General features: G+C 54.1%; 15 protein-coding genes, 1 tRNA gene and 1 pseudogene. 6 read left to right on the top strand and 11 right to left on the bottom strand.

The window, feature by feature from the left end:
* Positions 1-15: 15 nt before the first annotated feature.
* A protein-coding gene (locus tag SOJ49_RS09245) for an IS3 family transposase (protein ID WP_369858057.1) occupies positions 16-1541 on the top strand; the annotation gives its coding sequence in 2 pieces (ribosomal slippage) (positions 16-462 and positions 465-1541; 1524 coding nt in all).
* 196 nt (positions 1542-1737) lie between these two features.
* Here the strand turns inward: SOJ49_RS09245 and SOJ49_RS09240 are convergent.
* The 6 genes and pseudogenes from SOJ49_RS09240 to proV all read right to left on the bottom strand — a co-directional run bounded on the left by SOJ49_RS09240 (position 1738) and on the right by proV (position 7314).
* A tRNA-Ser gene (locus SOJ49_RS09240) sits at positions 1738-1828 on the bottom strand.
* Between the two features lie 198 nt (positions 1829-2026).
* Positions 2027-2659: pseudogene (locus SOJ49_RS09235) on the bottom strand (IS5/IS1182 family transposase); the annotation flags it as partial.
* A gap of 293 nt (positions 2660-2952) precedes the next feature.
* A complete protein-coding gene (locus SOJ49_RS09230) occupies positions 2953-3567 on the bottom strand; it encodes a peroxiredoxin (protein ID WP_369857931.1) in 615 nt (204 codons plus the stop codon).
* 389 nt (positions 3568-3956) lie between these two features.
* Positions 3957-4955 (bottom strand): glycine betaine/L-proline ABC transporter substrate-binding protein ProX, encoded by a 999-nt coding sequence (gene proX, locus SOJ49_RS09225; RefSeq protein ID WP_369857930.1) that lies wholly within the window; start codon positions 4953-4955, stop codon positions 3957-3959.
* Positions 4956-4966: 11 nt separating this feature from the next.
* Positions 4967-6088 (bottom strand): glycine betaine/L-proline ABC transporter permease ProW, encoded by a 1122-nt coding sequence (proW, locus tag SOJ49_RS09220; protein ID WP_369857929.1) that lies wholly within the window; start codon positions 6086-6088, stop codon positions 4967-4969.
* On the bottom strand, positions 6085-7314 hold the full coding sequence (gene proV / locus SOJ49_RS09215; protein ID WP_369857928.1) for a glycine betaine/L-proline ABC transporter ATP-binding protein ProV: 1230 nt from the start codon (positions 7312-7314) through the stop codon (positions 6085-6087). Before proV ends, proW begins: the two co-directional genes overlap by 4 nt.
* 318 nt (positions 7315-7632) lie before the next feature.
* On the opposite strand from proV, the gene tusD reads away from it, so the two are divergent.
* Genes tusD through SOJ49_RS09190 form a run of 5 tightly spaced genes read left to right on the top strand, consistent with a single transcriptional unit; the run spans position 7633 to position 10090 of the window.
* Complete coding sequence (gene tusD / locus SOJ49_RS09210; protein ID WP_369857927.1) at positions 7633-8085, top strand: sulfurtransferase complex subunit TusD; 453 nt, start codon at positions 7633-7635, stop codon at positions 8083-8085.
* Positions 8085-8441, top strand: coding sequence for a DsrE family protein (locus tag SOJ49_RS09205; protein WP_369857926.1), 357 nt, complete (start codon positions 8085-8087; stop codon positions 8439-8441). Before tusD ends, SOJ49_RS09205 begins: the two co-directional genes overlap by 1 nt.
* Before the next feature lies 1 nt (position 8442).
* A complete protein-coding gene (locus tag SOJ49_RS09200) occupies positions 8443-8721 on the top strand; it encodes a DsrH/TusB family sulfur relay protein (RefSeq protein ID WP_369857925.1) in 279 nt (92 codons plus the stop codon).
* The gene (locus SOJ49_RS09195) at positions 8718-9071 is read left to right on the top strand and encodes a TusE/DsrC/DsvC family sulfur relay protein (protein ID WP_369857924.1); all 354 of its coding nucleotides are present in this window, start codon (positions 8718-8720) and stop codon (positions 9069-9071) included. Before SOJ49_RS09200 ends, SOJ49_RS09195 begins: the two co-directional genes overlap by 4 nt.
* Positions 9068-10090, top strand: a complete 1023-nt coding sequence (locus SOJ49_RS09190; protein ID WP_369857923.1) for a glycosyl transferase family protein — start codon at positions 9068-9070, stop codon at positions 10088-10090. The genes SOJ49_RS09195 and SOJ49_RS09190 overlap by 4 nt, the downstream gene beginning before the upstream one ends.
* A gap of 43 nt (positions 10091-10133) precedes the next feature.
* Here the strand turns inward: SOJ49_RS09190 and cysG are convergent, their stop codons facing one another.
* The 5 genes from cysG to lolA form a co-directional block, all read right to left on the bottom strand.
* Positions 10134-11507: a siroheme synthase CysG gene (cysG, locus tag SOJ49_RS09185; RefSeq protein ID WP_369857922.1), complete on the bottom strand. Its 1374-nt coding sequence runs from the start codon at positions 11505-11507 to the stop codon at positions 10134-10136.
* Positions 11504-12787 (bottom strand): serine--tRNA ligase, encoded by a 1284-nt coding sequence (gene serS / locus SOJ49_RS09180; protein ID WP_369857921.1) that lies wholly within the window; start codon positions 12785-12787, stop codon positions 11504-11506. Before serS ends, cysG begins: the two co-directional genes overlap by 4 nt.
* A 98-nt stretch (positions 12788-12885) precedes the next feature.
* A complete protein-coding gene (gene crcB, locus SOJ49_RS09175; RefSeq protein ID WP_369857920.1) occupies positions 12886-13272 on the bottom strand; it encodes a fluoride efflux transporter CrcB in 387 nt (128 codons plus the stop codon).
* A gap of 22 nt (positions 13273-13294) precedes the next feature.
* Positions 13295-14650 carry a replication-associated recombination protein A gene (locus SOJ49_RS09170; RefSeq protein WP_369857919.1) on the bottom strand — a complete coding sequence of 452 codons (1356 nt, stop codon included), beginning with the start codon at positions 14648-14650 and terminating at the stop codon, positions 13295-13297.
* Positions 14650-15309 carry an outer membrane lipoprotein chaperone LolA gene (lolA, locus tag SOJ49_RS09165; protein ID WP_369857918.1) on the bottom strand — a complete coding sequence of 220 codons (660 nt, stop codon included), beginning with the start codon at positions 15307-15309 and terminating at the stop codon, positions 14650-14652. The genes SOJ49_RS09170 and lolA overlap by 1 nt, the downstream gene beginning before the upstream one ends.
* Positions 15310-15331 lie beyond the last annotated feature (22 nt).

Below are 15331 nucleotides of genomic sequence, written 5' to 3'. Positions count from 1 at the left end.
TTTACCGGAAACGGCATGGGAACCGGGCTCCTTTCTTTTGGCGAGTCAGTTAACCGGACAGAGGAAGGCATTTCCGATGTGACCCTGTATAGTTGGTTGAAACTATGCCGACAAGATGGAGTTCCCGTGCCCGGAAACCAGCCGACAGCCGATACCTGGTCACCCGATGCCAAGCTGGCTGTTGTCATCGAAACAGCGGGCTTGTCTGAAGTTGAGCGTGCGGCCTATTGCCGTGAAAAAGGCCTCTATGTTGAGCAGGTTCATAGCTGGAAAGCGGCTTGTTTACAGGGCGCAGCCATGCAGCAGGGCCGTGAGAAAGAAGCGCTGAAACAGCAGCGTGAGTCGAGCAAAACGATTAAAAAACTTCAGGCTGAAGTGAACCGAAAAGACCGTGCCTTGGCTGAAACCGCTGCGTTACTGGTGCTCTCAAAAAAGCTGGAAGCCTTGTACGGGGACGATCGGGACAACGAGGTCATTTGACCCCGATGACTGAGCGCACAAGGCTGCTTGAGTATTTTGATACGGCCGTGACCGATGGCGCTTCGCGTAAGCATGCTGCGGAACTGATCGGCATTCATCTCCGCACGTTGAAACGATGGCGCACTGAAAACGGTGCAGTTGCTGAGGATAAGCGACCACACGCCCCGAGATCGGAACAGCCACACCAGCTGACCCAGTCAGAGGAAGAGGCCATTGTGGACACCTGCAACCTGCAGGAATATCAGAGCCTGCCGCCCTCACAGATCGTACCGCGTCTGGCTGACAAGGGCATCTACCTCGCATCGGAGTCCACGTTCTATCGTGTGCTGAAAAAGCACCAGCAGCTCAACCACCGCGGCCGTGCTCAGTCTGCCAGAACAGTACCACAGCCCACCAGTTTTACGGCCACGGGGCCTAACGAAGTGTGGACCTGGGACATCAGCTACTGCCCATCGGAAGTGCGCGGCCAGCACTGGTATCTGTATCTGATCATGGACGTGTACAGCCGCAAGATCGTCGCCTGGGAGGTACATGATGCCGAGTCTGGCGAGCGTGCGAAACAGCTGGTTGAGCGTGCGTTACTGCGGGAGGGCTGCTGGCACAACCCGCCCGTGTTGCACTCGGATAACGGCGCACCGATGACCTCGTATACGCTCAAAGCACGGCTGGCGGAACTTGGTATGCTGATGTCATACAGTCGCCCACGGGTGAGCAACGATAACCCGTACTCCGAATCACTGTTCAGAACAGTCAAATACTGCCCTGCGTGGCCTTCAAAGGGCTTCAGCTCGCTGCAAGCGATACGCGAGTGGATGCTGGCGTTCTCGCATGCTTATAACGAAGAGCATCGGCACAGCAGCATCAACTTCGTTACGCCTGGTGCGCGTCACCGAGGCGAAGACCATGCACTTCTGGCTCACCGGAAAGTGGTGTACGAGCACGCTAAGCAACAAAATCCCAGACGCTGGTCTGGCGATACCCGAAACTGCAACGTTGCAGGAGCGGTATCACTCAATCCTGCAAAACTGCAGGAGATTGAACGGAATAAATGTGCTGCTTAAACGCAGTATTTTGGACAACTGGGTTGAAAACTACCGTAAGAAACGACGTTGTCTTTTCATGGAACACCTTTTTGGCGCAAGGTTACCACCTCTATGACTATCCGGGATTTAGTAGTAGACCACTATAGTTACGGCTGCGTTACGGCTGCCTGAAACGAAAAAGCCCTGGCTCTTACGAGCCAAGGCTTTGAAATAATGGCGGAGGGATAGGGATTTGAACCCTAGGTAGGCTATTAACCTACGCCGGTTTTCAAGACCGGTGCTTTCAACCACTCAGCCATCCCTCCGAACAGGGGCTTATATTACATTGTATTTTTATTCCGTCAACACTTTTCTATTAAATCAATGGCTTAGACGTATAGATGTTCTTCTCCCTGCATAGCTGAACGTTGGCTTTGCTAAGTAACCCGTGTCGGCCAGTAGATCCGTGACGGTGCCCAGAAGTCTGCGGCAATGCCTCGATCCTGGTCAGTGCTGGAACGATCTGCTGTTTGTCGTTTGTCGTTTGTCGCCTGGGTCAGGTGGGTGCTGACAATCAGCATCGTCTCGGCATCCACCCCGACCTGAGCGTTATAACACTGCTCAAAGCCGCCGCCGGAGACGGCATGATGCGAGACTCGTCGTCCGTCAGATTGACTTGATCAGTATCCCGAGGGCCGGGCTGCGGTGGTTTGCCCCGGGGCTTTTTTCCAGCGTCCCTCTGAGTCTGCCGTTTGGCCTCTTTTTGCAGGTAGTCGGCCTGCTCCTGTTCGAAGCGCTCTTGCGCTCGCGCCTCTATGATACGCTTGGCGTCAACCAGCGCTTCACGCCGGGCAATCTCGGCGGGGATATCCATACCACCATCAACCACAGATGCCTGATCCTCCGCCTGGACGGCGAGGGCGCTCACTTCGGCCTTGAGTTGCGTAGCCATAAATCAACAAACTGAGTAATACGGCAGGATGATGGGCCCGTGAGCCGCGCCCAGCATACTGTCGGGTTAGCTCAGACAGATCGAGCTGATCAACCACGTCGACGACAAACCGGGCCAGATGATCCTCAGGTAACCAGTCCTGAATGGATGGTGGAAGCAGGTGTCCCGATCGGCGATGACGAAATGTCCCATCATTAAACTCCAGCGGTGGCGTGCGTTGTTCCGATTATCTCACTTCGATTCTGCTTGGTTAAGTCCGACAGGCTGCTAGACACCTGATGATGCATTTCCCAAAGAACAAGGCACTTATGATCAATAACGTCAGGCCTTTATTACAGCATTCGAACCCGAAGCCGCCTCGATCACTGAGAAGTTTTCCGATTGCCGCAGATTGCCAACGATGCCTGACACTTTGGTCGCCGGTCAAATATTTTAGTCGTAACAGAAGGGCATGACATCAATCAGTCATACCCATCTGACATTCCCCAATGCTTTAAGTCAGCTCAGTATTTCTTCGATGGTGATGTAGTCACCCACACGGCCAGTCATCTGTTCAGCATCGGTATTAACCGGCAGCGTTTTCTTGCCTGGTCTCCAGCCTGCCGGGCAGACCTCGCCCGTTTTAGTGGCATACTGCCAGGCTTCTACCTGACGCAAAAACTCATTAACGTTACGGCCAACCGAATCAGCCTGTACTTCCTGTGCCACACAGACACCATCCGGGTTAAACAGGAAACGACCGCGTAATGCCACGCCTTCTTCTTCAATCAGCACACCAAAGTCACGACTGACTTCCTGAGTTGTATCGGCACCGATGGTCAACTGTAGACCGGCAAGAACCGGCTCCGTCTCGACAAAGCGCTTGTGCGAGAATTTGGAATCCACCGAAACAGCCAGAATCTCGACGCCCATTTGCTGAAACTCATCGTATTTAGCATTCATTGCCGCAATTTCTGTCGGACAAACAAAGGTGAAATCTGCCGGATAGAAACAGATCACGGCCCATTTACCCTTATAGTCTTCACTGGATACAGTAGTGTAATGCCCGCTTTTGGCATCATACGCATCCATAGTGAATTCCGGCATTTCGCGACGTACCATGGTTGAACTCATCGTCTTTTTCTCCTCAAAATTAGTCATTCCTGCATCAGCCTGCTCAGGCTTTTTTGGCTTACGTGGTTTGAGCGGTGTATCGCAACTCATAACGTTCTCCTCTGCTTGGTGCCGCAGCCTGTTGCCACAGCTCTTCGATTAGCGCCGTGGAACTCACATCGGCCGCCTATCTGCAGCCATAATATAACCAATTAGTTATATTTAAATATACAAATATTCATAAGAGCGATGGGTAAAGCCTATAGAGCAGAAAAAACACACATGACGCGCTATATACGCGCCATACAGAGGAAGGTGAGAATAAATAAAGGAGAGAAACAGACACGGATGGCAGAAAGCCATCCGGAGCCCAGCACGGGCACCGGATTAAATAGATAGTCCCAGATGGGTTACTCAGCCGCCGCCAGCGCCGTTTTCACCCAGCCATCAAAGGTCTTCTGGTTAGCTTTGATCCACAGGTCGGCATGCCGTTCGATATCAGCAACCGAGTCGTCACCATTGGCGATCATTCTGTTTTCCGCACTGACGGCATTGATCGGTAATTTCATAACGGCGAACAGTTTCGCCGCAGCCGGGTTGTTCTCCGTCCAGGTTTTGTTTGCCACAATGCGCTCGGCGTTGATATCAAAACCGTAGTCCTTGCCGTTCGCCAGCCGGGTATCCGTGCCATTCGGATTGGCAGAGTAAGGCACCTCCAGCCACACCACATCCCTGCCCGGTATCAATTTGCCAGACACCCAATATGGGGTCCAGGTGTAATACAGAACTGGCTTGCCCTCATTATAACGGGCGATGGTATCGGAAATAATGGCAGCGTATTGCCCCTGATTGTGGCTGATACGGTCACGCAGCTTGAATACATCCAACTGGTATTCAATCACGCCTTCGCAACCCCAACCGGCATTACAGCCAGCCAGATCCGCCTTGCCGTCACCGTTGGTGTCGAACAGTTGCGCCAACTTGGGATCTTTCAGGTCAGTGATTTTGCTGATGCCGTATTTTTCTGCGGTTTTTTTATCAATCAGGTAGCCCTGAGCAGCACCGTTGATATAGGTGCCCTGGCGGTAGAATTTTTCGTCACCTCCCGCATTTTTGTACATGGTGTTATGCAGCGGATACCAGTTCACGGTCGTGTAGGTCAAGTCGCCATTGGCAATAGCGGTATAACCGACACTGTAATCCACTTCCTTGATCGGCTTGATGTCATAACCCAGTTTGGCCAGTGCTTTATTGACAATGACGGTCTGGAATTTTTCTTCCGCGATCGGGCTGTGAAATGCCTGCACACGAATACCTTTGCCGGGCAGGTCAGCCCCGTTAACAACACTGCTCAATATCAGGGTAGCCACACTGGTAGCGAAGCCAGCCATCAAAGATCTGGTTTTCATAGTCGTTCCTGTTATGGGTTTCTGTTGATCAGTCTGAGCAGCAGGCCGACAGGGCCGACCTGATACCAGTGACGTGCGCCGCGTGCGCGGGCATCCTGACCCAGCGCCTGGGTCAGTCGATCGAGAATAATGGCGAGAATCACAATGCCGATGCCGCCCACTGCAGCCAGACCAATATCCAATCGGCCAATCCCCCGCAGTACCATCAGTCCCAGTCCGCCGACAGATATCATGGAGGCAATCACCACCATCGACAGACTCAGCATCAACGTCTGATTGACCCCAGCCATAATCGTGGGCATCGCCAGTGGTAACTGTACTTTAAACAGCAGCTGGCGCGGACTGGCACCAAAGGATGCTGACGCTTCAATCAGATCACCTGGAACCTGACGGATACCTAAATTGGTCAAGCGGATCACTGGCGGCATGGCAAACACAATGGTCACTACCACGCCCGGAACATTACCGATGCCGAACAGCATCACGATGGGTACCAGATAGACAAATGCCGGTGTGGTCTGCATGGCATCCAGTGTCGGCCGCAGCATGCGGTTTAAACCATTGCTACGGGCCATCAAAACGCCCAACGGCAACCCCAGCAGGATGCAGAAAAAGACCGAGGTGAGTACCAGCGACAACGTCGTCATGGCTTCACTCCAGGCGCCGATGGCACCCAGTATAACCATCCCCAGTGCTGTACCGATCGCCAGGCGGCCGCCAGCCAATTGCCATGCCAGCAGGGCAAACAGCCCTATCATCAGCAGCGGTGGGGTGCTGTTGAGCAATAAATCGATGGCGTTCAGTGTGGCATCAATCGGCACTTTGATGCCGATAAAAAACGACCGGAAATGCACCACCATCCAATTCAGTCCGTGTTCCACCCACTCTTGCAGCGGCACCCAGGCTTCTGGAAAAGGATCTGCCAAAGTGAATTCCACAGCCTCTTTGACACTGTCGTCCTGCAACCAGCTTTCGGTCTGATCGTTATCAGATGCTGGCTCCGCATTACCCCAAGGATTGGTTTCGGCACGATTATCCGCCGCAGAAGCGAATGGATTATCCTCTGGTTCACCTTTTGGCTCACCTTGGGGGTTGTTCGGTGTTGCGACGAAGGGATTGCTGTCGTCACTCATGAGGGCAGACTCCTTTCTTCATCTCCTGACGCACGGTCGAGGGTCTCCAGCAGGCGGGTTTTGGTAATACTGCCGATAAATTCACCGCCCCTGACCACCGGAACGGGATAGTCAGACTGGGCAACCGTCGCAATCAACTCGCGCACAGGCGTTCCGGCATCAACCGTTGTGGCATCGACAGCAGTGGTCAGGTAATGCTCCACCGTGGCACTGGCTTTTTCTTTTTCCAGTTCACTGAGTGATGCCACACCGACGAACTGCTGTTCGTCATCGACCACATAACCATATTCAATACCATTTTCCATCAACTGCTGCACCGCGCCTTCCACGCTGGCCGAGCTGTCGATGGTAGTCTGTGGCAGCACCTCTGCCACATGATGGGCGACATAGACATTGGCAATATCCACGCCCTTGAAGAAGGACTTCACATACGCATTGGCCGGATTTTGCAAAATATCGCTCGGAGTACCGATCTGAACCACTTCGCCGTTCTGCATAATGGCAATGCGGTCACCAATACGCATGGCTTCGTCGAGATCGTGGGAAATAAAGACAACGGTACGGCGGTGATTAGCTTGCAACTTCACCAGTTCATCCTGCATTTCCGTGCGGATCAGCGGATCCAACGCCGAAAAAGCCTCATCCATCAGCATAATGTCCGGGTTGTTGGCCAGCGCCCGTGCCAGACCCACTCGCTGCTGCATGCCGCCCGACAGTTCGTCTGGATAAGAACGGCCGTGCGCAGCCAGCCCCACCTGTTCCAGCGCAGCCTGTGCCTTACGGCGGCGTTCTTTTACGCCAGTACCCAACAGCTCCAGACCGAAGGCGGCGTTATCCAGCACACTCATATGAGGCATCAGGGCAAATGACTGAAATACCATGCTGATTTTTTTACGCCGCACGTCACGCAGCTGTTGCTGGTTAATCACAGCAATGTCCTCACCGTCGATCAAAACCTGTCCACGGGTCGGCTCTATTAATCGATTCAGTAGCCGTACCAACGTCGATTTACCGGAGCCAGACAAGCCCATAATGACGAAGATTTCACCTTTGCAGATGCTCAGGTTGACCTCTTTGACGCCAACTGTCTGTCCGGTGAGAGCGAAGATTTCGTCCTTGCCGATCCCCTGATCAACCAGCGCCAGTGCCTGTTCGGGATCAGCACCAAACACTTTGTAGAGGTTTTTTACTTCGAGTTTGATGGATGCTCTATCAGGGGGTGTCATGATTATTTATTTATAGCTGTAAGTATTTTCACCTTACAGAACTTTAGCCGTATTTTCAAAACATCGGGCCATTGACGAGACTAGAGGCAAAGATGCCTTAAAGCCGGAAAACAAGGCCAAACAGACGATTTCAAAGCCGCAAGAACGATTTTTCAGTCACTCCTACAGCCGGAGTAAAAGACATCACCTCCGCGAGAATCAGCAGGATAACCGAATTATTACATTCAACTCTAAGGAGTACCCAAATACCTTCGCACAGCTCTTCGATAGCGTTGCACCTACTGGGAATCCAGACGCCCTCTATGCGCACGCCCCCTATTGCGTCGATGCCAGGAAAGCCGCACCATTAGCGGCTACTCCAATATCCAGAACTTCAGTTTTATGGCCAGTTTTTCCTTACTGCTCACCGAAAGCCCATTCCCCGGCACTAGCCACCAACAGGCGCAGGATTTTATTCGTGCCGCGCTGGCGCTGGGGCATCAGATTCAGCGGGTATTTTTCTATCAGGATGCGGTGCTCTGTGGCAACAATCGCATTCAGGCCCCCCAAGGACAGCAGGATGTGGGTGAGCAGTGGCGGCAACTTGCCAAGGTCGGGCAATTTCCCTTGCAACTGTGTATTGCCAACAGCATTCGCAGGGGTATTGTCGACGCACAGGAAAGCGAGCGTTACGGCTTGTCGGGTGCCACTATCAAGTCCGGCTTTGAACTGGCGGGTCTTGGCGAAATGGCTGACGCCACCACTAACTCCGATCGCCTTGTGGAATTCTGATGTCAACGGATCAGCACAACCTCATTATGATTACGGCAGCACCTGTCGCCGATGCCGAACCGATCGATATGGCGCTGGCGCTGGCGGCGTTCGATCAACCCACCACGATGCTCTTTCTGGGCCAAGGTATCTACTGGCTGATCAATGGACAGCAGGCGCGCAAGCCTGGCGGCAAGTCTCCGTCTCGCCTGGTGGCAGCACTGCCGATGTACGAATGCGAAGCGATCTATTATGCCGCCAGTGACCTGGAGCCTTTGTGCCTGAATGCCGAGCAGCTCTCCAGACTGGCAACCGCTGCCACGGATGACGTCATCAGAACTCTGATCGCCTCCAGCCACCATTGTCTGAGTTTCTGATATGACCTTGCATACCCTGAACCTGGCCAACCCTGATGTGCTGCAACGCCTGCTGCGTTTTGCCAACCCGCAAGACAGCTTGCTGCTGACCGGTGATGGCGTTTATCTGCTGCCTCAGCTCAATGCCAACCCAGCGGCCATTGTCACGTACTATCGCCGCCCGGATGCCGACCAGCGAGGTCTCGATACCCGCTATTCTCCAGCTATTCCTATAGATGACGAAGCTTGGGTTAAACTGACCCTGACGCATCAGCGCCTTCTCACTTGGAAACAGTCATGACTGACACTGACAATCGCCTACTCAGCCCTCAATTACTCGACGCTCGGCTGCTCGATAAGGACGGTTTTCTGGTGAATCTTGACGACTGGAATCCGGCCATGGCAGCACAGTTGGCCCAGACAGAAAACATCCAGCTTACCGATGCACACTGGGAAATCTTGCGACTGCTACGGCAATTTCATGCCGAGTTTGACCTGTCGCCCGCCATGCGCCCGCTGACCAAATACATCAAAACCCACCTCGGTGCCGAACAAGCCAGCAGCATTTATTTACTCAAGCTGTTTCCTGGAAGCCCCGCCAAAATCGCCGCCAAAATAGCAGGGCTGCCACGCCCGGAGAATTGCCTGTGACCCAGATAAACACACCCGTCAGCTATAAAAACAAGCACCCTTTGGCGGATTTTGTCCGCATTTTTGCTCGTGGTAAAAATGCCAGCCGCAGCATGACCTTTGATGAAGCCAAATTCACTATGGGCGAATTGGTTGCCGGTCGTTTTGAACCGGAACAACTGGGTGCAATCCTGATGCTGCTGCGAGTAAAGGAAGAGACGGCGGAAGAACTGGCCGGATTTGCTGCCGCCATCAACGACCAATGGCCCGCTGCTGCTGAAGGCGCAATGGCGTATGACCTGGTCTGGCCAAGCTATGCTGGCAAGCGCCGTCAGCCTTTCTGGTGTTTGTTATCCGCACTGCTGCTGGAGCAAATGGGCTATCGCATTCTGTTCCATGGCAGTACCGCGCATACCGAAGGCAGGGTGTACCTGCACGAAGTTTTTGAACAACTCAACCTCCCCACCCTCAATACACTGGAACAGATCAATCACGGCCCCAGCCTGGCCTACCTGCCTTGCGCAGAAATCAATCCGGTGTTTCAACGCTGGCTGTCACTGAAGGCTATCCTCGGTGTTCGTTCACCCATCAATACCTTGCTGAAAACCATTGCACCGAGCGGAGTTGCCAGCGTTCAGGGGATATTCCACCCGGGGTATGCCATCACTCACGCCGGTGCCGCCGCAATCAATGGCAACGACATGCTGGTCATCAAGGGCGAAGGGGGTGAGTTTGAGGTCAATCCGGAGCGAGCCTGTCGTGCCCGTTATCATCTGAATGGTCAATCCGGGGAACTGGTCATTACCAACCAGCAAAGCCATTTTGCCGATAAACCGGAAGGCATAGAGAGCAGCCTGCTGACACGGTTGTGGCAAGGTCAGCTGACCAGCGATTACGCCTTACAGGCGGTCATTCACACCGCTGCACTGGCGCTGGTGACCATTCGCAAGCAACCAGAGCAACTGGAGGCCCTGATTGCAGAGTGTCATGCCGCATGGCAAGCACGGGACAAAACCAGGCTGGACAACAACAGGGAGTGATGACACCCGCCTGATCTGAAGATCAGGCGGTTAAAGTGCCTCATCAGCTGCGCCAGGCCAGCTTGCGATGCAGACTGACGACGCTGCCGATGATCGTCAATGTCGGTGCCTGCACCTCATTGGCAGCAATAAAGTCAGGCATATCGGCCAATGTGCCGATGTGCACTTTCTGATCGGGCAACGTACCCTTCTCAACCAAGGCGATTGGTGTTGTCGCATCCATGCCATGCTGAACCAGCTGCCGACAGATTTCCGCGATGCCGCCCAACCCCATATAGATAACCAGCGTCTGGTGCGGGTGAATCAGCTCGGACCAGGGCAGATTACAGCTGCCATCGCGCAGATGCCCGGTCACGAAACGAACGCTCTGGGCATGATCCCGATGCGTCAGTGGGATGCCGGCATAAGCAGCACAGCCGCTGGCAGCAGTGATACCAGGCACCACCTGAAAGGGAACGCCATACTGCGCCAGCAGTTCAATCTCTTCACCGCCACGACCAAAGATAAACGGGTCACCGCCTTTCAGCCGCAATACCCGCTTGCCTTTACGCGCCTCATCCGCCAGCCGCTGATTGATTTCTTCTTGTGGTACCGCATGATCACTTTTTGCCTTGCCAACATAAATGCGTTCAGCGTCACCCGCAATCAGCGCCATCACACCCGGCCCGACCAGGCGATCATAAAAGACTACATCCGCAGACTGAATCAGGCGCAAGGCACGAAACGTCAACAAATCCGGGTCACCTGGCCCAGCCCCGACCAGATACACCTCGCCCATGCTGGCTTCCTGACCGGCAAGTAACTGATTGGCCAGCAGTTGGGCACGCTCTGGCTGACGCGCCAGCACCAGCTCAGGCACGTTACTGCGCATGAATTTGCGCCAGAATGCCGTTCGCAACGGAGCAGCCAGGCGGTCTTTTACCTGACCACGCATGGCTTCAACCATTTCACCCAGCTGACGGTATTCCTGTGGCAAAAACGCCTCCAGACGCTGACGCAAATGGCGCGTCAATGCTGGCGAGGCACCACGACTGGAAATCGCGACCATCACGGGCGAGCGATCAATCACCGCCGGAAAGATAAAATCATTGTCGTCCTGATTATCAACCCGACAGACGAAACACCCTTGCTGGCGAGCAGCACTGGCGAGCACCGCATTCAGAATCTCATTATCCGTTGCCAGTACAACAAAAGCGCCGGGAGTAAAAACCTCCTGTTCACTGGCTTCACGAGCTTGCAACTGAATCGAACCCTGCTGTGCCAGACGGGCGATATCCACCCCCGCTGTTGGCGCTATCACGGTCACTGCCGCCCCCGCCTGAACCAGAGTGTGAACCTTGCGACTGGCAATCGCACCGCCACCAACCACATAAAATGGCCGAATGTCTCCTTTCAGAACCAGCGGCAATGTCATCATGGATTCAGTACCTCAAGGCCACCCATATACGGGCGCAAGACATCCGGCACGATCACACTGCCGTCAGCCTGTTGATAGTTTTCCAGCACTGCAACCAGCGTACGGCCAACGGCAAGGCCGGAACCGTTCAGGGTATGCAGCAGCTCGGGCTTGCCTGTTTCCGGGTTACGCCAGCGCGCCTGCATACGACGCGCCTGATAATCCATAAAGTTACTGCACGATGAGATCTCGCGATACTTGTCCTGTCCTGGCAACCAGACCTCGAGATCATAGGTTTTGGCCGCCGAAAATCCCAGGTCGCCACCACACAGAATCACCTTGCGATACGGCAAGCCCAGCTTCTGCAGAATTGCTTCGGCATGGCCTGTGAGTTCTTCCAGCGCAGTTTCAGACTGGCCCGCCTGAACAAATTGCACCAGCTCAACCTTGTCGAACTGGTGCTGACGAATCATGCCGCGCGTATCGCGACCATAGCTGCCCGCTTCACTGCGAAAACAGGGCGTATGAGCCACTTTTTTGATCGGCAACTCAGCCTCAACCACGCTGTCACGCAGCAGATTGGTCACTGGTACTTCGGCGGTCGGGATCAAATAAAAATCCTTGTCGCCTTGTGCTGCCGGGATACAAAACAGATCTTCCGCAAATTTGGGCAACTGGCCAGTGCCTTCCAGCGCCTCTCTATTCACCAGATAAGGGACATAGGTTTCTTCATAACCATGTTCTTCAATATGGGTATTGAGCATAAACTGGGCGAGTGCCCGATGCAGCCGGGCGATTTGGCCACTCAGAGCAACAAAACGGGAACCGGCAACCGCCGTACCCGCATCAAAGCTCATTCCCAGCGGCTCACCCAGATCCACATGATCACGGGCGCTAAAATCCAGTTTGACCGGTTCACCCCAGGTCAGAACTTCGATGTTGTCGTCTTCATCCTTGCCAGCAGGAACGTCGTCATGCGGTACGTTCGGAATGGCCATCAGCCAGTCGTGCAGGGCCGCTTCGGCTTCTTTGGCTTCGCTTTCGGCAACGGAGATATCGGAGTCAATGCCGCCCATCACCTGGCTCTTGGCGGCGTCCGGCGACATTCCCTGCTTGATCAACACACCCACCTGCCTGGAGGCTTTTTTCTTTTCGGCCTGCAAGGATTGGGCGCGGGTCAATGCGGACTTGCGACGCTCATCCATGGAGGAAAAACTGGCAGCGTCAAATTCAACGCCTTTTTTCCCCAGTGCTGCCGTTACGATTTCCAGGTTGTCGCGAATAAACTTGATGTCGAGCATGTGAATAAAGTCCGGATATGTAAAACGTCTAAATTGAGTTCGGGGCACATCCTGCAAGACCCTGTCGAGAACAGGCGTTTGCAGAGTTGCCCTCCGTATCAGCTATGGCTTTTAAGCAGACTGTTGGCCAGCACCATACCAGTACCGGTTGCCAGCAAACAGCCAATGACGGAAACGCCGATGTAGGCTGCAAATGCGCTATATCGCTGCTGCTGCAACAAGGCCACACTTTCCAGAGAAAACGTCGAGAACGTGGTAAAGGCCCCCAGAAAACCAACCATGGCCAACTGCTTGTGGTGCTCACTGCCCCACTGCTGCTGAACCAGCAAAACAAAGGCCAAGCCAATCACGAAGGAGCCTATCAGGTTCACTGACAGCGTGCCATACGGGAACGCCTTGCCCATCCAGCGGAATACGGTGCTGGCCACCCAGTAGCGGGAGATTGCTCCCAGGGCGCCGCCCAGTCCGATCCATAACAGGGCCATGATCATTCTCCTTCTATCTTGTCTATTCGGGCTGATCCGAATGATTGTGATGGTAACGCTGAATCGGCGACTGACGATTCAACTCTTTCAGGTGTTCCAGTTTCTGACCGATTTTACTCTCCAGTCCACGCTCTACCGGATGGTAAAAACAGGCGTCGCGTAATTCAGCCGGAAGGTAATTTTCTCCCGCCGCAAATGCACCCGGTTCATCATGGGCGTAGCGGTATTCCGCACCATAATCGAGCTCCTTCATCAGCCGGGTTGGTGCATTACGCAAATGCAGCGGCACCTCAAATCCTGGCTGTGAGGCAATCAGGGCGCGCACCTCATTATAAGCTTTATAAACGGCATTACTTTTGGGCGCACAGGCCAGATAAATCACGGCCTGGGCTAATGCCAATTCGCCCTCCGGGCTGCCCAGGCGCTCCTGAGTATCCCAGGCACTCATACACAGCCCCAACGCACGTGGATCCGCATTACCAATATCTTCACTGGCCATCCGCACAATACGCCGGGCCAGATACAGCGGATCACAACCACCATCCAACATTCGTACCAGCCAGTACAAGGCCGCATCCGGATCAGAACCACGAACCGATTTGTGCATCGCCGAAATCTGGTCATAAAAAGCTTCGCCGCCCTTGTCAAAGCGACGCCCTGGCTGAGTCAGCAGGGTATCAATCACTGCGGGAGTCAGTGCCTGGCCAGCAGCCAACTGCAAAGCAAATTCATAGTTATTCAGCGCTCGACGAGCATCGCCATCGGCCACCAGGGCGATACGTTGCAGGGCATCGGCTTCAGCAACAGCGGATAACTCGCCCGCTGTCAGCAAACGTTGCTCGGCCTGCTGCAATACCAGCAACACCTCGTCCTGGCTCAGGCTGCGCAGCACGTATACCTGGGCGCGAGAGAGCAAGGCGTTGTTCAGTTCAAACGAGGGGTTCTCGGTGGTGGCGCCAATAAACAGCAGCGTTCCGTCTTCGACATGAGGCAGAAAGGCATCTTGTTGGGACTTGTTAAAGCGGTGCACTTCGTCAATAAACAGCACCGTCATGATGCCTTGGGAACGATACATACGGGCCTGGTCGACCGCCGCCCGGATGTCTTTGACACCCGACATCACCGCACTCAGAGAAATAAATCGGGCATCAACATAACTGGCAACCAGCCGCGCCAGCGTGGTTTTACCGACACCTGGAGGCCCCCAGAAAATCAGCGAATGCAGTTGCCCTGCATCCAGCGAACGGCGCAATGGCGCGCCGGGACCAACCACATGGGTCTGGCCGACATATTCCTGCAGTGATTGCGGCCGCATGCGAGATGCCAGCGGTTCATAACCACCTGGCTGGGCAAACAGATCAGCAGAGCCTGAAGCCATCAGAAACCGGCACGGGCATCAATCACATCAACACCTTCTGGCACATCAAACACAAAGGCCATCCCATCCAGCGGCTGATTACGCGCAACGTTGCTGAGCTGAATATCCGTCACCTGACCGGTGGCGTCGGCAATGGTCATCGACACTAACTGATCAGCCTGATAGGCAAATTCGAGTGACTCGAACAATTGGCTTTTATCATGCGGAATCAAATGAAATACGCGCAAGCCATCCTGTTGGAACTGGCTAACCTCAAAGTTACTGGCAACATCTGCTTGCCGCCCACCCAGCAGCAAGGCAGGTGTATCCTGCACCCGCATCTCCAGATTACGGATGGTGACCTGCTCTAGATCCTGATCATAAACCCAGACCACCTTGCCGTCCGAGACCACCAGTTGCTCGTAAGGCGGACGGGTTTCCCAGCGTAATTTTCCAGGATTGGCAATCGCCAGACGCCCTTCGGTTTGTTGCAGCACTTGCCCTTGTTGATCCTGGACGGTCTGAACAAAATCAGCTTCCAGCGTCGTCGTTCCTCCCAATCGCTGTACAAAAGACGTCAGGGCAGCGTCATCGGCAGCCGCCACCAGAGAATAAAAAACAGCCGCCAGCAGTGTCAAAAACACCTTCGGCAACGGATGAAAAAAACGGTTCAGAGACAAAAAGACATCCTCAAATATTCCA

The sequence above is a fragment of the Candidatus Thalassolituus haligoni genome, from assembly GCF_041222825.1.
In the GTDB taxonomy this organism is placed as follows: domain Bacteria; phylum Pseudomonadota; class Gammaproteobacteria; order Pseudomonadales; family Oceanobacteraceae; genus Oceanobacter; species Oceanobacter antarcticus.
Note: the sequence above shows the minus strand (reverse complement) of the source record. Positions and strands in the feature narration are given on the sequence as shown.